Here is a 21,820-nt window from a genome sequence, read left to right on the forward strand (position 1 = left end):
AAACAGTTTAACACCTCCTCCCCAAAAAGTAAATAAAAAGGAGGGGGGGCCGCCTGCCAGGAGGCCGTTTGCTGCAGTGCTATTCCCGGCCCGTGCAATGTGCGGCTCCAGGGGGACGTCTGTCGGTTTTGGGGGCTGCCCATTCGCTAAGAAGCGCTAAATGCCGTACCGGAGGATTTTATGGAACCACGGGGATTCACCGTGCAATCTGATGATTGCACGGCTCAGACCCCGCTTGGGAGCCGGCCTGGAAGCCAGCTCCCATCCATAAAATCCTCCGGTACGGCATTAAGCGCTTCTAAGCTTATTCTATGCCCACAAAACCGGCAGACGTCCCCCTGGAGCCGCACATTGCACGGGCTGGGAATAATGCACTGCAGCAAACGGCCCCTGGCATGCTGGGGGCCCTAAGGCGGGAGGGGAGCAGCGGATGGGACTGGCTGGTAGGGGAGTATGCATGGCAGGCTTCAAAGAAAATAAAATAAGTGGATATTACTGCTGCAGCGAATAAATAATAAGATGAAGCAGGCCTTGCGCATAAATATCATCCCCAACCACAGCACAAAAATATCCTCCCAGCAGATCAAATACGCTGCCCCCGGAAGAATCCCCCTGGGAATTGCCCTGTAAAAATTGGATGAACCCAGCGTACGGGGAAGGGGAATGGGATTACCTGGATGCGTCTCTTCATCCAAAATTTCCTGCCCATTCCCCCTAAATTCTTTGTTAAAAATTCATAAAGGAGTTGTAATGGTCTTAGTTTTTTAGTACAATATACACATAATACGTGTGCACGGCGAGTATGATAGAAACCATGCACATAATAACGACACACAAGGAGGCAGCAGCATGAAGGTTTACAGAACAGACGAGATTAGAAACGTAGTATTGCTTGGCCACGGCGGGAGTGGCAAGACGAGCCTTGCAGAGGCAATGTTGTATGTATCAGGGGCAACAAACCGAATGGGTAAGATTTCAGACAATAATACGGTCAGTGATTTTGATAAAGAAGAGCAGAAGCGTGGTTTTTCTATCAGCACATCTCTGATTCCTATTGAGTGGGAAAAGGCCAAGATTAATATTCTGGACACGCCGGGATATTTTGACTTTGTCGGGGAAGTTGAGGAGGCAGTCAGTGCAGCAGATGCAGCGGTAATTGTAGTTTCCGGTAAAGCAGGTGTACAGGTTGGGACGGAGAAGGCGTGGGAATTATGCGATAAGTACAATCTTCCGCGTATGATCTATGTGACTGAGATGGATGTGGATGACGCCAGTTTCCGTCAGGTTGTAGAGGATCTGACAGCGAGATACGGCAAAAAGATAGCTCCGCACTTCCAGCCGATCCGCGAGAATGAAAAGCTGGTTGGCTATATCAATGTGATTAAGAACGCAGGCAGAAGATATACTGGGATTGGACAGAGAGAAGAATGCGAGATTCCCGAATACTGCAAGGCGAACCTTGAGATACTGAGAGACTCCCTGATGGAGGCAGTAGCAGAGACAAGTGAAGATTTCATGGAACGGTATTTTTCAGGGGAAGAGTTTTCTGTTGAAGAGATCCGGGCAGCTATGCGTACGGAAGTTATGGACGGAGATATTGTTCCGGTAGGAATGGGTTCCAATCTTCAGGCGCAGGGTGTTGCCAATCTCCTTTCTGATATTGTCAGGTTCTTCCCGAGCCCGGATAAAAGAAGCTGTGCAGGAATTAACAGAACGACCAATGACATATTTGAGGCGAATTATGATTTCTCAAAAGCAAAGACAGCCTATGTGTTTAAGACAATGGTCGATCCTTTTATTGGAAAATATTCTTTGATTAAAGTGTGCTCCGGCGTATTAAAGGGAGACGATATCCTTTTCAATGCAGATACGGACGCAGAAGAGAAGCCGGGCAAGCTCTATACGATTTGCGGAAATAAACCATCCGAAGTTACCGAACTGTTTGCAGGAGACATCGGAGCAATTGCAAAGCTGTCCAATACAAGGACAGGAGACACTCTTTCTACAAAAGCAACGCAGGTTTCCTACGCTAAGACAGACTTCTCCATCCCGTATACATATATGAAGTATTCCGTAAAGAACAAAGGGGATGATGATAAAGTGTCACAGGCATTGGCTAAGATGATGGCCGAGGATATGACACTGAAGGCAGTAAATGACAGCGAAAACCGTCAGTCTTTACTTTATGGTATGGGGGACCAGCATCTGGAGATCACGGCTAGCAAGCTCGCGAACAGATACAAAGTTGAGATTATACTGGAGATGCCAAAGGTTGCATTCCGGGAGACAATCCGCAAGAATTCTGACGTGGATACTAAGTATAAGAAACAGTCAGGCGGACACGGACAGTATGGACATGTTAAGATGAGATTTGAGCCGTCAGGGGATCTGGAGACACCATATATATTCGAAGAAGTAGTAGTCGGCGGAGCGGTGCCGAAGAATTACTTCCCGGCAGTCGAAAAAGGTCTTCAGGATTCCGTTGGAAAAGGCCCGCTTGCAGGCTACCCGGTCGTAGGAGTAAAAGCAGTTCTCTACGATGGTTCCTACCATCCGGTAGATTCCTCTGAGATGGCATTTAAGACAGCAACAGTGCAGGCATTCAAGAAAGGATTTATGGAAGCAGGACCGGTACTTTTAGAACCAATCGCTTCCTTAAAGGTTACAGTACCGGACGAATATACAGGTGATGTCATGGGAGACCTGAACAAGAGACGTGGACGCGTGCTGGGGATGAACCCGATCACGGGCGGCAAACAGGTCATAGAGGCCGATATCCCAATGACCGGATTATTCGGATACTGTACAGTACTCCGTTCCATGACAGGTGGCCGTGGAACCTATGCTTACGAATTCGCAAGATATGAGCAGGCGCCATCCGACGTACAGGAAAAAGAAATCGCAGCAAGAGCTGAAGAGTAGGAGGCGGGAAGGAGTCTGCTGATTTTGGAAATCAGCCGCTTAGCCAAGAAGTTCTGGCAGTAAAAAGCCGCATCTTATGGAACCGAGCGTATTCACTTAGAAAGCCGATGCTTTCTAAGTGAATACGCTCTGGAAAATTGATTCGGAATCAATTTTCCTCCATAAGATGCGGCTTTTCCGCTACAAGAACTTGTAAGGCACTCTTAAGGCTTCCGAAATCAGCATACGTACTTTTCCTTCCCAAACAATTGCAGTCCCACAAGTTCAGCATAATCCGCCTCCCCCGGTTTTGATTAGCGGCATTTATGCCCTGATATCGCACCCGAGAGAGGCATATTCCAATTCCCAAAAGCGTCCCCATACCCGCCTAAATCCCCCCTTGCGCACCCGGTAATTTGAAATTTGTTAAGAAATCTGGAAAACGATTGTAGTTTGCAGTTAAAAGTGCTATAATTGCTCTGCCATTATAGAAAAATGACCAAAATATAATAAGTAATGAAGTTGAGGGCAGACGAATGAAGATAGTCATTATTGGGGATGGAAAAGTTGGCTATAAGCTGGCAAAACAACTCTCCGCGGAAAATTATGACGTTATTATGATTGACAGCAATGAGAAAAAGTTGCGTGCCGCGCTTGACAGGCTGGATATTTTTTGCGTTACCGGAGACGGTGGAAGTGTGGCAGTTCAGAAGGAAGCAGATGTTCCGCATGCAGATCTTGTGATTGCGTGTACTTCCACAGATGAATGTAATATGCTGAGCTGTCTGATTGCAAGACGATTGGGGGCAAGGCACACAATAGCGAGGGTGCGTAATCCAATATATTATCAGCAGATTGATATATTAAAAGAAGACTTACATCTGAGTATGGCGGTAAACCCGGAGCTGGCTGTGGCAGGGGAGATTGTCCGGCTCTTATTATTCCCGGATGCAAGTAAGGTTGATACATTTGTCAAGGGAAGAGTAGAACTGATTGAACTTCCTCTGTTGGAAAAGAGCTGCCTGATTGGGATGTCATTGGCGGACATGTATAATAGATTTCAGATTAAGCTTCTTGTCTGCGCGGTAGAGCGGGAGGAGGAAGTCTTTATTCCTGATGGTGATTATGTGCTGCGAGCCGGGGACAGGCTGCATATAGCTGCTTCTCACATGGAGATTGAGCTGTTCTTCAAACTGCTGGGTCAGAGAAAAGAAAAGATTAAAAAGGTAATTATCTGTGGCGGTGGGCGCGTCAGCTACTACCTTTCCACACAGCTCTGCAAGATTGGGATGCAGGTTAAGATCATTGAAATAGACGAAAAGAAATGTGAAAACCTGTGTGAACTTCTTCCCAAGGCGACGGTGATAAACGGGGACGCTACCGACCATGATCTTCTGATCGAAGAGGGGATACAGGATGCGGATGCACTGATCGCCCTGACGGGGATGGATGAAGAAAATATCATTATGTCGCTCTTTGCAAAGAGCCAAGGTGTTTCCAAGATTATTGTCAAGGTAAATGAAGACAGAAGAGCCAGAATGATACAGGAATTTGGCATCGACAGTATCGTGTCAGCCAAGGCTGCTACGGCGGATGCAATTCTCAGCTACGTGCGTGCCCGCAGGAACTCTCAGGGAAGCGCGAATGTGGAAACGATGTACCAATTGGTCGACGGAAAAGTGGAGGCTCTCGAATTTATAGTGAAATCTCAGACAAACTATACGGGCATTCCATTAAAGGATCTGTCACTGAAGGTGAACAATCTGATTGCATGCATTGCGAGAAAGCGCAAAATTATTATACCTAACGGTGATGACTGCATTCAGGTAGGAGACAGCGTTATTATCATTACAATGGAAAAACATATCCAGGATATCCAGGATATTTTGCTGTAGGTGCAGATCGATGAATTATAGAATGACAACTTTCATAATAGGTAAGATGCTGGGGGTGGAAGGTGCGCTTCTCCTGCTTCCGGCAGCGGTTGCTTTTTTATATGGGGAAAAAAGCGGATTATCATTTTTGATGGTAAGTGCAGTACTTCTCATCATATTCCTGATATTTGGGCGGAAAAAACCGGGCAACAAGCTGATTTACGGCAAAGAAGGACTTGTTATCGTGGGTTCCGCCTGGATATTATGGTCATTATTCGGCGCGTTGCCGTTTTTCATATCAGGGTGCATACCGAATTATCTGGACGCATTTTTTGAAACCGTGTCCGGTTTTACTACAACAGGGTCAACCATATTGACAAATATTGAGGCCCTGCCGATGGGAATGGCTTTTTGGCGGAGCCTGACGCACTGGATTGGCGGAATGGGAGTGCTGGTTTTCGTTATGATGCTGACTTCTCTGGATGATGAGAGTTCTATGCATCTGATGCGTGCGGAAGTGCCGGGGCCGGAGGCTGACAAGCTTGTGCCAAAGGCGAGAAGCACGGCTAAGATTTTGTACTCCATGTACTTTGTGCTGACCGCAGCGGAAGTAGTTTTTCTGCTTTTTGGCGGCATGAGCTTTTATGATGCGCTGATCCATTCATTCAGTACGGCTGGAACGGGCGGATTTTCAAATAGAAATGCAAGTATTGCCTATTACGACAGTGCATATATTGACGGAGTGATCACGGTATTTATGATTCTGTTTGGAGTGAACTTCAATATCTATTTCCTGCTGCGTCTGAAAAATTGGAAGGCCGCGCTGAAAAATGAAGAACTCCGTGGATATCTGGGCATAATTCTTGCCTCCATGGCGGTTATTACGCTGAATATCATGGGGATGTACGGCAATATTTTGCATGCATTTCGATATGCCTCCTTCCAGGTAGGGGCGATCATTACGACGACGGGATTCTGTACGGCCAATTTTGACCAGTGGCCCGAATTGTCAAAGGTAATCCTGCTGGGACTGATGGTGATCGGAGCCTGTGCAGGTTCTACAGGAGGGGGGATAAAGGTATCTCGTTTTCTGATATTAATGAAGAGCGTAAAGCAGGAGATCAGAAGAATGCTGCATCCCAAGTCCGTTACGATTGTGCAGATAAACGGAAAAAAAGTGGGAAGAGATACCATGCACGGCGTATATATTTACTTTATTTGTTATATCCTGATAATGATGTTATCTGTATTGCTGGTTTCCATCAATGACTACGATTTTACGACAACATTCAGTTCCGTATTGACAACGCTGAATAATGTGGGGCCTGGGCTGGCGCAGGTGGGGCCGATTGAAAACTTTTCTGGCTTTTCACCTCTGTCCAAAATTGTGTTCTGCCTGGATATGCTGATAGGAAGATTGGAGATATTCCCGTATCTTCTGCTTCTTTCTCCGGATCTGTGGAGAAGGAGGTTCTAATAAATCTCGGAAACTGACAGAACTTTGGCAACATGCCGGAGAGTACTTAAAGACTTAAGGAAGAAAGACAGAAAGGGTAATGTATGAAAAAAGGGAAAGTAAAAGTGTTGGCTGTGATAGGAATCATATTGCTTGCTGCGATTTATTATTATGTAACGCTGCCGGCAATCAATATCCACTCCTCAGATTTCTGGATGTTTTTTATAGTGATTGTTATTATTGCTGCCTTGATTTACATCAGAAGGAAGAAGCTTAACCGGTATGAACTGAAAAACTCGAAAGGCGTAAAAGTTATTTTGGGAATCCTGGTGGTAGTGGTAGCGGCTTATTTGATTGGCACATTGCTATCTTCACCAATTGTAAATGCGAAGAAGTATCAGAAACTTCTGGATGTAAAAGACGGTGAGTTCACGAAAGATATCGAGGAATTGTCTTTTGAACAGATTCCGCTTCTGGACAGGGATTCTGCTGCAATCCTCGGTAACCGTAAAATGGGCAGCATGGTGGACATGGTATCTCAGTTCGAGGTGGATGATCTGTACAGCCAGATTAATTACCAGGATCAGCCGGTCAGAGTTTCACCGCTGCGTTATGCGAGCGTGATCAAATGGCTTACAAACCAGAAGGAAGGGATACCGGCATATATAAAAATTGATATGGCAACGCAGAATACGGAACTTGTGAAGCTGAAAGAGGGCATGAAGTATACGACAAGCGACCACTTTAACAGAAATATTTACCGCCATCTTAGATTTAAGTATCCGACGTATATTTTTAATGACCTCAGTTTTGAAATTGACGATGACGGAGTTCCATACTGGATCTGCCCGGTGAAGAAGTTTAACATCGGCCTTTTCGGTGGAACCACCATAGGCCGCGTAGTGTTGTGCAATGCCATTACGGGAGAGACAAAGGACTATAAGATAGAAGATGCGCCGGAATGGATAGACAGGGCTTACTCGGCTGATCTGCTTGTGGAACTGTATGACTATTACGGATCATTGAAGCATGGCTATTTTAACAGCATCCTGGGGCAAAAGGACTGTCTGAAGACAACAACCGGTTACAATTATCTTGCAATCGACGATGACGTGTGGGTATACACCGGCGTGACTTCTGTCAGCGGTGACCAGTCCAATGTAGGATTTGTTCTGATGAACCAGCGGACAATGGAGACAAAGTTTTATGGCATTGAGGGAGCAACAGAAGACTCTGCAATGTCCTCGGCGGAAGGACAGGTACAGAACCTGAAGTATAAGGCAACCTTCCCGCTGCTTTTGAATATTTCCGGAGAACCGACTTATTTTATCGCCCTTAAAGATGATGCGGGGCTGGTTAAAAAATATGCGATGGTGAACGTACAGAAATATCAGATTGTGGCAATCGGAGATACAGTAAGCTCGTGCGAGGCTGCTTATACGAACCTGATGTATGAAAACGGAATCAAAGAGGTTGAAAAAGATACCCGTGAGATTGAGACAATTACTGCGAAGATTACAAAAATAGCGCAGGGAGTTATTGACGGTAATTCTCACTACTACGTAATGCTGGAGGGCTCAGATGAGATCTTTGATGTGTCAGTAGTGGACTTCATAGATATTATAAAATATGAAGTAGGGCAGGAAGTAACTGTGGAGTATAAAGAGGGCGATACGACCAATACAGTTCTTTCTTTCAACGGAGAAGAACTGCAGAAGACATCACCGTCTTCCGACGGGGAAAATGCAGACAACGGGCAGCAGGACGATACAGCGCAGGCTGAGGAAGGCACAGCACAGGAATAAAAGCGCTTCACTAAGAGTAAGCAGCGGATATGATGGACGTACTCATATCCGCTGTTCTTTTAAACAGCGCGTTTTACCGAATCAGCCCGTTAAAATAAAGATCTATGCACAGAATTCAGTTATCAAATATTCGATTCGATCGATTGGGATTCTTGAAAAAATGTGACTGCCCGGATGTGAGGAAAACAGGGCATAATTTTCTTAGGATGGAAATGAGAAAACAGGTTAAAATAAAAGGGTGTACCAGGCAGGTCGAGATCCGCAGATACACCCTTTTTGGTCTCATTAATTCAGAACGGCATAATCCGGTGAATCAATGTTTGGTATATCTTTTCTCTCAGCGCTGACACTGATAATAAATTCAATATTATTTTCTTTTGAAATTTTGTTCAGTTTTTCGAGGAATTTTGACAGGTTGTCAATGGAAATATCTGCCTGTTTTAATACTCCGTCAATGAAAATGGTTTCAATGTCGTGGTTACCGGCTACCATGCCGTATATAAATCCGATAAATTCATCCAGCGTTTGAATATCTCTGTAATCTGCCATACAGATTGCGCGAACCTGAAAGTCCACGATGTATGTATCACGATGGCTCTTTTTGATTAATACTACGTTTCCATTGGAAGTTTTCACCTTCTCGTTTGCAAGTTCGATCATCTGCTTAGTTTTGCCGCTGCCTTTCGGGCCTGTTATTAAATTTACCATGGCGAATCTCTCCTTTTTGTATGTTTTTTTGAGACCTCTCAATGCTCAAATGTCTTTAATTCATTATACACTAAAGTACGGGTGGTAACAACTAAAAAAAGGATAAATTCCAACTTTATCGAAAGGGTTCACCATATAAAACAGGGGAAGGAAAAAGTACAGAATTGCTTTGAATTAAATGAGAATAGTTATCATAAGGTGGAATTGAATAGCTGACAGAAGTGTGGTAAAATTCATTTAATTGAGAATCACAATCATTTGAAGGGAGAGTGCTATGCCTGCAGAAGTGCTGTCTTATTTTCTAAAACATGAGGATATACGTTTAAAGCTGCGGTTTCAGATTGTACTTCAGTGTGCACCGTTTCTAAAGGGGAAAAAGGTGTCCTGCGGAATTACAATGGAGGACTCTATGTATGATGAGCTGTATAATATCTTGGGCGGGTCAGGAATATCTTACCGCAGGCTGTCGGCAGCAGAGGGGAGATGCCTGGTTTTGTTTTACCGTGATAAAGAGTTATCCGAGTATCTGAACCGGGTAGGGATCAGAAGCTTTATCCGGGAATTCGGTTACATTGAAATGGGGCTGGACGAGATGTTGGAAAGGCTGTCCTGCCGCACGGCTTTATTTTCAAGGGAGGAGATCGGATATCCGCATGAGATCGGAATCTTTTTTGGATATCCCGTGGAGGATGTACAGGGGTTTATCCGCAATGCAGGAAGAGAATATCTGTTCCTGGGCTATTGGAAGGTTTACAGCAATCCGATGGCCGCGAAAATGATTTTCAAGGAATATGACCAGGCAAAAGTATGTGCGGTCAACGAATTTTTAACAGGAAAGAGCATAAAAGATATCGCGCGTAATAAGGAGGATTAAAACCATGAATGTATCAGTTGTCTACTGGAGCGGAACCGGCAATACACAGGCAATGGCAGAGGCGGTTGCCAGAGGAATAGAAGCGGCGGGAAAGAACGCAAGGCTGATTGAGGCAAGTGCGGCAGATGCGGTTGAAATAGCGTCTGAGCATGCATTTGCGCTGGGCTGCCCGTCGATGGGGGCAGAAGAATTGGAGGAGAACGAGATGGAGCCGTTTGTGGAGTCACTGGAAACACTTGTATCCGGTAAGCATATTTTATTATTTGGCTCCTATGGATGGGGCGACGGCGAATGGATGCGGAACTGGGCAGAAAGAATGAAGGCAGCCGGAGCTGAGCTGGTGCGTGCAGAAGGCATCATTGCCAATGAGGCACCGGATGGAGAAGCAATAGAAGCTTGCGAGAAAGCAGGAAGAGAACTTGCAGAACTTACATAGATTTCATTGACAAATCGTCCACTCCATGCATAAGATAGTTTCATACGTATGAAACTATAAGATGAATGGGGGAAAGAACATGAATCAGAACATGCTGCTTGGAATACTGATTCCTTTTGCAGGAACCACCCTTGGCTCAGCCATGGTATTCTTTATGCGTAAGGAAATGAATGAAAAACTACAGAAGGCGCTGCTTGGCTTTGCCTCAGGTGTTATGATAGCCGCTTCTGTGTGGTCCCTATTGATCCCGGCCATAGAGATGGCGGAGGAGAACGGCTCACGGCCCTGGCTGCCTGCTGCGGCAGGCTTTTTGCTTGGGATGGGCTTTTTGCTCCTTCTGGATACCGTGACGCCGCATATGCATCTCAATGGAGACGAGCCGGAGGGAGTAAAATCCAGCCTGAAAAAGTCAACCATGCTCGTCCTTGCGGTAACGCTGCACAACATACCGGAGGGAATGGCCGTAGGAGTAACGTTTGCCGGGGCAGTATCCGGGAACACAACCATATCACTTGCCGGTGCATTTGCCCTGTCAGTCGGTATCGCAATCCAGAACTTCCCAGAGGGCGCCATTATATCCATGCCGCTGCGGAGTGAAGGAGTATCAAAAGGCCGTTCCTTCCTCTACGGCACTTTGTCGGGTGTAGTGGAACCGATTGCGGCGGTCATAACAATCCTTCTGACAGGTCTTGTCGTGCCAATTCTCCCGTATCTGCTCGCATTCGCGGCGGGAGCGATGATTTATGTTGTCGTAGAAGAACTGATACCGGAAGCACAGGCAGAACCGCATACAAACATCAGCACAGTGGGGGTGGCAATCGGATTTACCCTTATGATGATATTAGATGTGGCTTTGGGGTAGGGAGATTGTGGTGGCTGGTATGGGGACACCCCGGTTCTCAAGAGCTGGAACATCAAAGCTGAAGGCGTCCCTATCCCGGATGGGGGGCCAGACGGAGTAGGTGGATCGAGTGACAGATGATGCACGCTGATTCCTCAAAAAGTACTTGAAATGGTGAGGATTTGGTGATATGCTTCAAATTGCGTGTTAAGACACGACAACTCAGGAGAGTCTCTTGTTTTAAGAGCGCCGAAGGTGTACGCAGCGTGTGCTGTAAATCTCTCAGGCAAAAGGATGGAGGAGTAATATTATGTTTAGTCAGATCAACAGTTTTATCAAGTGGGTCGATGATGCCGTGTGGGGGCTTCCATTGATCATTCTTATCCTGGTGACAGGAATCTATTTATCAGTTCGTTTGAAGGGCCTTCAGATCAGGCATCTGGGCAAGGCGCTGAAATTCATGGTGAAAAATGAAGAAGATGGACGTGGAGAAGTAACGAGTTTTGGAGCGCTTTGTACTGCGCTTTCTGCTACAATCGGGACAGGGAATATTGTCGGTGTAGCTACGGCGATTGCTGCTGGCGGGCCGGGGGCTTTATTCTGGATGATTGTTGCTGCTTTTTTTGGTATGGCGACGAAATATGCAGAGGGGCTTCTCTCTATTAAGTACCGTACTATTGATGAAGAAGGGCATGTGTTGGGCGGTCCTTTCTATTACATAGAAAATGGAATGGGGAAGAACTGGCGGTGGCTTGCAAAGATTTTCGCCTTTTTTGGAGCAGGTGTCGGCCTGTTCGGAATTGGTACATTTACGCAGGTTAACGGGATCGCCTCTGCCGTGAAGAATTTCTTTGATCCGGATCTCGCCAACACGGTTAATATGTTCGGCGGTACATACTCATGGGCAACCGTGATTACGGGAATTATCCTGACCTTCTGTGTGGGGCTGGTTGTGATTGGAGGAATTAAGCGTATTGCAAAGGTATCGGAGATTGTTGTGCCGTTCATGGCGGTTCTCTATGTACTGTTGGCGCTGATCATCCTGCTGACTCATATACCGGCAATTCCGGGAGCGATTGCGCTGATTGTTAAATCCGCATTTTCCGGCAGCGCACTTGCTGGCGGTGTGATGGGAACAATGATGATTGCCATGCAGAAAGGGATTGCAAGGGGGATCTTTTCGAATGAGGCTGGCCTGGGAAGCGCCCCGATCGCTGCCGCAGCTGCTCAGACAAAAGAGCCTGCGCGCCAGGGATTGGTGTCCATGACGGGGACTTTTATTGATACGATCGTAATCTGTACCATGACCGGATTATCTATCGTGATTGCGGGGACGTGGAATACGGGACTGGAAGGGGTGGAGATTACGACAGCTGCTTTCCAGCAGGGACTGCCGTTTCCGCCGGCTGTGGCATCCTTTGCCCTGATGCTGTGCCTTGTGTTTTTTGCTTTCACTACGATACTGGGGTGGAACTATTACGGAGAACGCTGCCTGGAATATTTGTCAAACAGAAATATGAAGGCGGTGAAAACTTACAGGTGGCTGTATATCCTTGCAATCTTTATCGGACCTTATATGACGGTGGAGGCTGTCTGGAATATTGCAGATATTTTTAACGCATTGATGGCGCTTCCGAACCTCGTAGCTCTGATTTCACTGAGCGGAGTAGTTGCCGCGGAGAGCAGGGATTACTTTGCCAGGCTGAAACAAATGGGGATGAAATAGATTTTAATACCCACATCAACACTGAAAACGTCTTCCGGGGCATGGATTACGGCTGCAACGATCGCGACACTGGTACCTCAGGTTTTTGTTTCCCTATGGGCGGGGGGCGCGGCCGACCGCTATAACCGGAAAAGGCAGACGCCATCTCCGTTTTAGATGGTAAACGGGCGTGAAAAGTATTCGCAGGTGCAACAAATTATGAAATCAGGGAGAAAACTACTTGACTTATTTTAACATTCTTCCTATAATAAATAAGAATATTGCAGAAACTGGGATGAGGAGTACTAAGAGCCTATCGTTTTCAGAGAACTGCCGGAAGGTGTGAGGCAGAAGCGTAAACTCCCAACTCGCCTCGGAGTTCTTTTATTGAAACAGCAGTAGATAAAAGCGGGACTTCCCGTTACAGAAGAAATGAGTGCATCCGGGAGCTGCCGGGTGAATGAGAGTGGTACCACGGAAGTCAAAGCCTTTTCGTCTCTTAATGAGATGAAAAGGCTTTTTATAAAGTGTTGAATGTAGGAGGATATTGTAATGTCTAAGATTGTGTACAATCACAAAGCAATTGAGAAGAAGTGGAGGGAGAAGTGGGCGGAGAACCCGGTGAATCCCAAGGTAGACGATGACGGGAATAAGAAGCAGAAGTATTACTGCCTGGATATGTTCCCGTACCCTTCGGGAAACGGTCTTCATGTAGGCCATTGGAGAGGTTATGTGATCTCCGATGTCTGGAGCCGCTATAAACTGCTGCAGGGCCATTATATTGTGCATCCGATGGGATGGGATGCCTTCGGCCTTCCGGCGGAAAACTATGCCATCAAGATGGGCGTTCATCCGGCAAAATCCACAGCTGAGAATGTGGCTAACATCAAACGCCAGATCGATGAGATCGCTGCGCTCTATGACTGGGATATGGAAGTGAATACAACAGATCCGGAGTTCTATAAATGGACCCAGTGGATCTTTGTAAAGATGTTTAAAGAAGGTCTTGCATATGAGAAGGAATTCCCGATTAACTGGTGTCCCTCCTGTAAGACCGGCCTGGCAAATGAGGAAGTTGTGAATGGAAAATGCGAGCGCTGCGGTACGGATGTGACCAAGAAAAATCTGCGCCAGTGGATGCTGAAAATTACTGCTTATGCGGAACGCCTCCTGAACGACCTGGACAAGCTGGACTGGCCGGAGAAGGTGAAGAAGATGCAGTCCGACTGGATCGGTAAATCCTACGGGGCGGAAGTGGATTTTCCGGTTGACGGAAGAGAAGAGAAGATCACGGTCTACACGACTAGACCAGATACTTTATATGGAGCCACCTTCATGGTGCTGGCTCCGGAGCATGAACTGGCGGCATCGCTGGCCGTACCGGAGACAAAAGAGGCGGTAGAAAAGTATATTTACGATGCGTCTATGAAGTCCAATGTAGACCGTCTGCAGGATAAGGAAAAGACGGGGGTATTTACAGGGAGTTATGCCATCAATCCTCTGAACGGAGAAAAGACACCGATCTGGCTGTCTGACTATGTACTTGCAGATTATGGAACAGGAGCCATTATGTGTGTACCGGCGCATGATGACCGTGACTTTGAGTTTGCAAAGAAATTTGATCTTCCGATCGTGCAGGTTATTGCAAAAGACGGCGTAGAGATTGAACACATGACAGAGGCCTACACGGATGCTGCCGGCACTATGATCAATTCTGGCGAGTGGAACGGCATGGAATCTGCTGTGCTTAAAAAAGAGGCGCCGCATATGATTGAAAAAAGGGGAATCGGCCATGCAACGGTAAACTACAAGCTGCGCGACTGGGTATTCTCCCGCCAGCGTTACTGGGGAGAGCCAATTCCGATTATCCACTGTCCGGACTGCGGAGCCGTTCCGGTTCCGGAAGAAGAGCTTCCGCTTCGCCTGCCGGATGTAGAATCCTATGAGCCGACAGGAACAGGCGAGTCACCGCTTGCCGGAATCGCAGACTGGGTAAACTGTACCTGTCCGGTCTGTGGAAAGCCTGCAAAGCGCGAAACCAATACGATGCCGCAGTGGGCAGGATCCTCCTGGTATTTCCTGCGCTATGTAGACAGCCATAATCAGAACGAACTGGTATCCAGAGAAAAAGCGGATGAGATGCTCCCCGTAGACATGTATATCGGCGGCGTTGAGCATGCGGTACTGCATTTGCTGTATTCACGCTTCTACACAAAGTTCCTGTGCGATATAGGGGCCATTGATTTTGATGAGCCGTTCCAGAAACTATTCAACCAGGGTATGATCACCGGAAAGAACGGCGTTAAGATGAGCAAGTCCAAGGGAAATGTAGTCTCACCGGATGACCTGGTAAGAGATTACGGATGTGATTCCCTGAGAATGTATGAGCTCTTCGTAGGCCCTCCGGAGCTGGACGCGGAGTGGGATGACCGCGGAATCGACGGCGTCAACCGTTTCCTGAAGCGCCTCTGGAATCTGCTCATGGACAGCTGCGGCAAAGATATCAAAGCAACGAAGGAAATGATCAAGCAGCGCAACAGGCTGGTCTATGACATCACGACCCGTCTGGAGTCATTCAGCCTGAATACGGTAATCTCCGGCTTTATGGAGCATAATAACAAGTTGATCGAGATCGCTAAGAAAGAGGGCGGAATTGATCAGGAGACACTGGAAAACATTGCAGTACTTCTCGCGCCGTTTGCACCGCATTTTGCGGAGGAGATGTGGGAACAGCTGGGGCATACGGATACGGTATTCAAAGCAGGATGGCCGTCATACGATGAGTCCAAGATGAAGGACGATGAGATCGAAGTTGCCGTTCAGATCAACGGAAAGACAAGAGCCGTTGTAACAATTGCGGCGGATGCAGACAAAGATACGGCCATAGCAGCCGGGAAAGAAGCGGTTGCGGATAAACTGACGGGGACGATTGTAAAAGAAATCTACGTGCCCGGAAGGATTATAAATATTGTGCAGAAGTAATTGGGAAGATTCGGCGCGGGTAATGCAGGCATTACCTGCGCCATTTTATCAAAGAAGAGGCAGGAGGGAATGCCATATGATAATAGAGGTGCTGAGGCAGGAGTTTTCTGTGTGCAGGGTAACAGATCTGTCAGAGGTGAATATGAAGGATGAATTTTGTTTTATTGGAAAAACGGATGAGGAGAATTCCCTGGTCTGCAGTTCACAGTATGTCCCGTCCAATGCGGCTGCCTGCGACAATGGCTGGCGTGCTTTCCGCATCCAGGGAACCCTGGACTTTTCCCTGACCGGGATACTTTCTAAGATCGCAGGCCTGCTGGCAGGGCATAAGATCGGAATATTTGCGGTATCAACGTACAATACAGACTATATACTGACTAAGAGTAGGAATTTACAAAAGGCGCTTGGCGTACTTAAGGACAGCGGGTACCAGATCAGTTTTTTGTAGTTCTCGGGGGAGATATATATGGAAAATAAAGGAAAAGAAGAGAAACCGATTGTCATATTCAGTTTTACGGAGGAAGGGTGCAGGCTGAACAGAAAATTGAATGCGCTGCTGGCAAAGGCAGGTTACGAGTGCGTAAGTTATACAACGAAACGTTTTGCCGCAGGATTCGGTATGAATCCGATGGATCAAGATCTAAAACAATGGATTGGGGTGCGATGGGGGAGCTGCTCCTTTCTGTTCATCGGGGCGGCAGGAATTGCAATCCGCTATATTGCTCCATGGGTGGCGGATAAGTACCGGGATTCGGCCGTGCTCTCTATGGATGAAAAAGGCGGATTTGTCATTCCGCTTCTTTCGGGCCACGTAGGCGGAGCTGTCAGACTGGCAATGCTGATCGCAGAGCAGACGGGGGCAGTACCGGTAGTTACAACAGCAACCGATGTACAGAATAAGTTTGCTGTGGATGTATTTGCAAAAGAAAACCATCTGCACATCGGGAGCCGCAGGCTTGCAAAGGAGATTTCCGCAGCTGTACTGGAGGGAAAGAAGATCGGGTTTTACAGTGCTTATCCAGTGGAGGGCAGGATGCCGGAGGAACTGTGTGTCTGCCGTTGCCTGGAAGAGCTGAGCAGACTGCCGCTGGGGATTGCGGTGGCAGATGCAGGGACAGAGATAAAAGAGGGGAAAAACATCCTGTTTCTTCCGCCCAGGAATCTTGTGGCAGGGGTCGGATGCAGAAGAGGAACCCCCGGGGCCAGGCTGAAGGAAAAGCTGGAAGTCCTCCTAAAAGAGCTGGGCGTATCCCTCTGCCAGATCCAGGCCCTTGCAAGCATTGACCTGAAAAGGGACGAGGCAGGACTGCTGGAGCTTGCACAAGAGTGCCGGGTTCCCTTCGCAACGTATTCAGCTGACGAACTGCAGGAAATCGAAGCCGTCAGTTCTCATTCTGAGTTCGTAGAAAAGATCACCGGAGTGGATAATGTCTGTGAGCGGGCTGCCAGAAAATATGCGCCCGAAGGCGTCATGATACAGCCGAAGATTAAGCTGGACGGGATCACTTATGCGGTGGTCAGAGAAAATACAATGATAAGATTTTGATTCCGGAATGAAAAAGCAAAAGTGGGAAACAAAAAGGAAGAAAGCGGCCGGTTAAGCCGTTTTCTTCCTTTCGCTTTAGTTTGCATAAAATTCATTGACAGCTTCGAAGAATGCATGTATATTCTCCCATTTTGAAAGCGGAGGGATGTCGCATCCTGAAGATATTACAAAGTTTGGATACTTACAGCATGCTTCCATAACGGCTTTCGTCTCTATTTTGATGGACTCCACCGTTCCGTTTCTGAACTGAGAAGCAGGATATACGTTGCCGGCAGCAGCGATATGAGCAGGGATATGCGGCATCATTTCTGCCATGCTGATCGCATTGCCAAAGTGAAGCAGCGGGCATCCGGTTGCGATAATTGAGTCGATCTGCTGTATCGTGCAGTTTCCGCAGTTATGGTATACAATGATGAATTCGTCATCCTGAACGGCATCAACAATTTGTTTTACATAATCTGCTGAAAATTCTTCGGCAAGCGCTGGGGAGAGCAGTCCGGCAAGAGGCTCAGCCAGAACAATACCGTTAGCGCCTACACGTTTGTATTCTGTACAGTAGTTAATGATGAATTTCGTGACTTTTTCCAGAACGGTATGTACCATATCCGGTTCCTCATAGCAGTAAATCATTGCCTCGGACACATCCATCAGGCTGACAGAAGCGGCGGCGTCTGTGTTTTCTGCAACCAGCTGCATACCCCGTGCCTGCAGATCACTGCTGGAGATCAGATCCTTTACCGTTATGTCCATTAACTGATGGCAGGGAATGATAATACCGGCATTGCCTTTTTAACCGGTGTATTGATTGTATCTGCGATCCACTGTTTCATATTCAATTTCATAAAATATTACCTCCTGGCTCTCTTCTTTTTATTTGTATTTGATGACTCAAGTATAGAAGAACTGCGGGGAGGTTTTTATGAAAAATATTCTGTTTTTTGGCTCTTTTTAAGCTTATTTAAAAAAAAATATCAATATTGGAAAATGAAATTGCTACCGGTACTGCTTAGGCGTCAGTCCGGTATACTTCTTAAACACTTTGGAAAAGTAACTCTGGTCCTCAAAACCTACAGCCACGGCGATATCAATGATTGAAAAATCCGTATTGGAAAGCAGGCGTTTGCTTTCCTCTATACGCACCATGTTCAGATACTCTTTGAAGGAAGAGCCGGTGGACTGCTTGAACATGGTAGAAAAATAAGACGGATGGAGATGAACGTGGGAGGCAACATCTTCCAAGGTAATAGGTTCGTTAAAATGTTCCGATATATAAAGCATGGATTTTTTAACGAGTTCACTGTTTTTGGAAGGAATGTAGTTAAACATACTTTCAGAAAAGGCCTCTACAATCTCCTGCAGTTTCAAACAAAGCGTATCCATGGTGGTAATCTGCTGCAGGTTTTTCAAAAAATGGTTATTCAATTTTAAAATGTTATCAGTAGGAGCACCACTCTCAATTGCCGCCCTGGAAAGCAGAGAACACAGCTCAATAGCCCTTGACTTCACGATCTCGATGCTGTTTCCCTCCGAGAACAGCACATAGCCGAGCAGGTCGTTGAGTATCGCATTGGCCTCGTGCACATTGCCTACCTTTACCTTTGCGATCAGATCCTTTTCCTTTTCATAAGGATAGGAAGCAGTACTGATATTTTCGGCCTTGTAACGCTGTATGGATTCATTGATCCTGGACTGCTGGAGCAGTTTTTGGTTATTTTGTTTGAGCTCTTCTTTACTGTCGTCGATCAGGTTGGCAAACAGATAATATAAGAGGTGGCTGATATGATTGACCATGGAGGGTGAGACAACGGGAATATTGCCCGTTTCATCGTATAACTCCAGGGCCTCATCGGTTGGAATATTGTACTTCCTGGCAATGTCCGAGATCAGGATGGAGTCCGGGGAATCCATCAAAAACGGCCCTACCAGGATAGAGCCGAGGAATGTCTTTTTGCTGATCAGAGGGAACACGATGTGATTCAATTCAGCATGACAGGAGAATATGTAAGGCTCGCCAAGGGTGATCGCTTTTTTACTGGCTGATATATGCATTTTTTCGCAGCTTTCGTTGGGGGGAAGATAGTCCTGGAAACAGCGGCAGAAGCTGGACATCTGTCCGCTTACAGCCAAAAACTCCCCATGTTCGTCGATAACCTGGATAGGAAGCCTCATACAGGCATAAAATGTGTCTACCATGGAGTGCAGTGTATCTTCCGAAACGATGGAATATAATAAAGGTGCCATTCGTAAGCCTCCGTTTCACTAATTTTTAGTATCATAAGTGTAACACACTTTCCTAAGAATATGGTTAGAAATTGCAAGAAAAATATCAAAAAAGTAAAAAGAAGTAATATTTCAGACATGTCTGCGCATTTACTGCGCAGACCGTACGAAAGCATAGAGGTTGCAGGCATACAGGTCTCCGCTCCGCTTCGGTCCGGGCTTAACTGCACTGTTACAACAGAACAGGAAAAGCCTAAATGGCCTTTCCTGTTGCAGTTGTGCGTACGAGTTCATAGAGCAGGAGCGGATTGGCGCTGATTGCGGCTTCTTTTCGTTCTATGCGGCGGGAAGTGGTCAGTGGCCCGATGGCGCCCTGGGTTCTGGCAATCTCCATTGCCATTGCCTTGGAGGCTTCCTTAGCATACTTTAGCGCATCCTCATACTCTTCAAAAAAGACAGATTCGGAAGCAGTTGTGACATGGAACCCGTTCATTTCTTCCTCCTCGTAGGCGGGCTTTACTTCGGCGGTGGCGGTGGCTGATATATTGCCAACAATCGCACCGATCGCATTTGCCACGGAGGCGTGGGGCGGGATCACGGCTTTCGTGCCGAGCAGTCTTGCCACAGCGGGCAGAAAAATGTGTGTAGGAGCTCCGACGCCGACCAGAACAGCCTTTGTAGAAAAGCGGGCTGAAAAGAAAGCGCCGTTTCCTGATTTCAATTGTGCGTAGCTGATATGGATCAGCGTTTCTATCTGTGAATCGGACATCGTATGTTTTAATCCCTCTAATTCCGTGTCCATCAGAATACGGATCAGATTACAGTAGAGCTTTTCCTCCACCATATCATAAATTTTCCGGCAAAGTTCTTCCTTGGAGATATGGGCGTATTTTGCAATAAATTCCGCGCCGGCCAGGGAGGCATCTTTGTCAAAGGCTGCAAAATCCCCACATATATGCATCACGTCAGTTGGTGTCAGACCGGATCTTAATAGAATGCCGTCCTCCTCAAGACGGGCAGTTTTTAGTCCGTAGATATCTTTTCCGATCGCCTTTGCCGCATTTGGGTACATCAGAGGCCCGTTTTTCAAGGCTTCACAGAGAGCCAGCTCGTCCTCCGTGTACTGCGCATGCACAGAGACATCTTTCATAAGCACGAAGAATTCATACAGCGGGAAAGTATGTCCCTCGGGATATGCATCCAGTCCGGCCAGTTGTTCCTTGATGCCGGGATAGTTGGAGGCGAGCATGCACAGAGGCATGATCCGGTAATTCTCAAGGAAAAGGCCGCCGTCGTAATTATAATGTACGGCGGTATCGCCGCCCAGAGCAAAGGTATCTACATAAAGGCCCTTTACAAAGGTCTTCCAGTCTCCGATCTGGATCCCGTCGTTAGCACTCAGTGGTTCCCCGCCTTTAATGATGGCGATATCGGTAGTCGTACCTCCCATATCTACGATGACTGCGTTTTCTTCCGAGACGAGATGCTGAACCCCCGTAATGCTGGCCGCGGGTCCGCACAGAAGCGTCTCCACCGGGTGCCGGCAGGTGTACTCATCGGACATCAGGTTGCCGTCGCTGCGCATAATCACTACCGGGAGAGAAAGCCCATGGTTTAAAAAGACTGCTTTTACCGCGGTCATGAACTCATGGATGACTGGGATCAGACGCGCGTTAAGCAACGCCCCGGCGCCCCTTCGTAACATATTTCTGTCGGGGAACAGATCGTGTCCCAGAATCACAGGAATATCAAGAACCGATTTTACTATTTCCGCCGCTCTTTTTTCATAACTACCGTGATGCTCTTTTGCGAAGAGCTGTACAATACTGATACAGTCACAGTCCCCGGCAAAGTCTTGCAGGTCTTTGGCAAACTGAGTCCAGTCGGGCTGAACGCTTTTAGAGGGCTTGGGAGTCAGTTCACATTCGAGCAGATATACGTCCTCCAGCGATTCGATCCCGTAATCCTGATAAGAAGATTCCAGCGTCTGGCGAGCCAGCCCGATCAAGACAAGCTTTCCTTTTCCGCCCCTGTTTTCCACGCATGCATTGGTTGCGAGTGTTGTAGACAGAGAAAGCGCCCCGCAGGAGGAGAGCATGTCACCGGGAAGTTTTTCCAGTACATTGTGGATCCCTGTTTTTAAATCTTCTTTCGTTGTCAGAGACTTAGCAGATGCCAGTATTTGATTCGTTTCCAGATTATATACAACCGCATCCGTATAAGTGCCTCCGGTATCAATTCCAATTCCTATCATAAAAATCCCTCTTTTCCACATGATCTATGTTAAGTTTAACACTTGGAAGAGACGGAAGAGAGTAGTTTTTTAGGGAGAAAAGGTAAAAAAAACGTGAGTTTGCATTTATGGGAGGGGGGAGTGAATGCTGGAGCGCGAAATGGAAGCCTGCCAACTACAATAAAGATGTTGTTATTTATGGTATAATTGATGAAAATATGATAAAATAATAAAAGTTA

The 21,820-nt window shown here is 46.9% G+C and carries 15 protein-coding genes, 1 riboswitch and 1 other annotated feature; of the genes, 11 read left to right on the forward strand and 4 right to left on the reverse strand.

The window, feature by feature from the left end; all coding sequences use genetic code 11:
- Positions 1-849: 849 nt before the first annotated feature.
- From GKG43_RS15165 to GKG43_RS15180, 4 genes are all read left to right on the forward strand, one after another.
- Complete coding sequence (locus GKG43_RS15165; protein WP_025657153.1) at positions 850-2,922, forward strand: elongation factor G; 2,073 nt, start codon at positions 850-852, stop codon at positions 2,920-2,922.
- A 515-nt stretch (positions 2,923-3,437) separates the two neighbouring features.
- Positions 3,438-4,796: a Trk system potassium transporter TrkA gene (trkA, locus tag GKG43_RS15170; RefSeq protein WP_129879301.1), complete on the forward strand. Its 1,359-nt coding sequence runs from the start codon at positions 3,438-3,440 to the stop codon at positions 4,794-4,796.
- A gap of 10 nt (positions 4,797-4,806) precedes the next feature.
- Entirely contained in the window at positions 4,807-6,252 is a 1,446-nt protein-coding gene (locus GKG43_RS15175; protein ID WP_129879302.1) for a TrkH family potassium uptake protein, read from the forward strand.
- Positions 6,253-6,335: 83 nt separating this feature from the next.
- Positions 6,336-8,036 carry a CvpA family protein gene (locus GKG43_RS15180; protein WP_129879303.1) on the forward strand — a complete coding sequence of 567 codons (1,701 nt, stop codon included), beginning with the start codon at positions 6,336-6,338 and terminating at the stop codon, positions 8,034-8,036.
- 285 nt (positions 8,037-8,321) lie between these two features.
- On the opposite strand, the gene GKG43_RS15185 is transcribed toward GKG43_RS15180, so the two are convergent.
- The gene (locus GKG43_RS15185) at positions 8,322-8,744 is read right to left on the reverse strand and encodes a hypothetical protein (RefSeq protein WP_025657156.1); all 423 of its coding nucleotides are present in this window, start codon (positions 8,742-8,744) and stop codon (positions 8,322-8,324) included.
- 274 nt (positions 8,745-9,018) lie between these two features.
- Here GKG43_RS15185 and GKG43_RS15190 point away from each other — a divergent pair, with 274 nt between their 5' ends.
- The 7 genes from GKG43_RS15190 to GKG43_RS15220 all read left to right on the forward strand — a co-directional run bounded on the left by GKG43_RS15190 (position 9,019) and on the right by GKG43_RS15220 (position 17,128).
- The gene (locus GKG43_RS15190; protein ID WP_129879304.1) at positions 9,019-9,618 is read left to right on the forward strand and encodes a DUF3793 family protein; all 600 of its coding nucleotides are present in this window, start codon (positions 9,019-9,021) and stop codon (positions 9,616-9,618) included.
- 4 nt (positions 9,619-9,622) lie between these two features.
- A complete protein-coding gene (locus GKG43_RS15195; protein ID WP_025657158.1) occupies positions 9,623-10,054 on the forward strand; it encodes a flavodoxin in 432 nt (143 codons plus the stop codon).
- A 79-nt stretch (positions 10,055-10,133) separates the two neighbouring features.
- Entirely contained in the window at positions 10,134-10,916 is a 783-nt protein-coding gene (locus GKG43_RS15200) for a ZIP family metal transporter (protein WP_025657159.1), read from the forward strand.
- A 192-nt stretch (positions 10,917-11,108) separates the two neighbouring features.
- A riboswitch (glycine riboswitch) is annotated at positions 11,109-11,203 on the forward strand.
- A 2-nt stretch (positions 11,204-11,205) separates the two neighbouring features.
- Positions 11,206-12,621 carry a sodium:alanine symporter family protein gene (locus GKG43_RS15205; RefSeq protein ID WP_129879305.1) on the forward strand — a complete coding sequence of 472 codons (1,416 nt, stop codon included), beginning with the start codon at positions 11,206-11,208 and terminating at the stop codon, positions 12,619-12,621.
- A gap of 262 nt (positions 12,622-12,883) precedes the next feature.
- Positions 12,884-13,103: a binding site (T-box leader), on the forward strand.
- Between the two features lie 49 nt (positions 13,104-13,152).
- Positions 13,153-15,582 (forward strand): leucine--tRNA ligase, encoded by a 2,430-nt coding sequence (gene leuS / locus GKG43_RS15210; protein WP_129879306.1) that lies wholly within the window; start codon positions 13,153-13,155, stop codon positions 15,580-15,582.
- A gap of 76 nt (positions 15,583-15,658) precedes the next feature.
- On the forward strand, positions 15,659-16,030 hold the full coding sequence (locus GKG43_RS15215; protein ID WP_025657165.1) for an ACT domain-containing protein: 372 nt from the start codon (positions 15,659-15,661) through the stop codon (positions 16,028-16,030).
- Positions 16,031-16,048: 18 nt separating this feature from the next.
- Entirely contained in the window at positions 16,049-17,128 is a 1,080-nt protein-coding gene (locus tag GKG43_RS15220; RefSeq protein WP_129879307.1) for a cobalamin biosynthesis protein, read from the forward strand.
- Between the two features lie 75 nt (positions 17,129-17,203).
- Here the strand turns inward: GKG43_RS15220 and GKG43_RS15225 are convergent, their stop codons facing one another.
- The 3 genes from GKG43_RS15225 to GKG43_RS15235 form a co-directional block, all read right to left on the reverse strand.
- Complete coding sequence (locus GKG43_RS15225) at positions 17,204-17,824, reverse strand: uroporphyrinogen decarboxylase family protein (RefSeq protein ID WP_243125861.1); 621 nt, start codon at positions 17,822-17,824, stop codon at positions 17,204-17,206.
- A gap of 297 nt (positions 17,825-18,121) precedes the next feature.
- The gene (locus tag GKG43_RS15230) at positions 18,122-19,369 is read right to left on the reverse strand and encodes a PocR ligand-binding domain-containing protein (protein ID WP_129879308.1); all 1,248 of its coding nucleotides are present in this window, start codon (positions 19,367-19,369) and stop codon (positions 18,122-18,124) included.
- 232 nt (positions 19,370-19,601) lie between these two features.
- Positions 19,602-21,602: a hydantoinase/oxoprolinase family protein gene (locus tag GKG43_RS15235; protein WP_025657169.1), complete on the reverse strand. Its 2,001-nt coding sequence runs from the start codon at positions 21,600-21,602 to the stop codon at positions 19,602-19,604.
- Positions 21,603-21,820 lie beyond the last annotated feature (218 nt).

Origin of the sequence: Eubacterium sp. BIOML-A2 (assembly GCF_009680135.1) — a bacterium.
Classification (GTDB): Bacteria; Bacillota; Clostridia; order Lachnospirales; family Lachnospiraceae; genus Faecalicatena; species Faecalicatena contortus_B.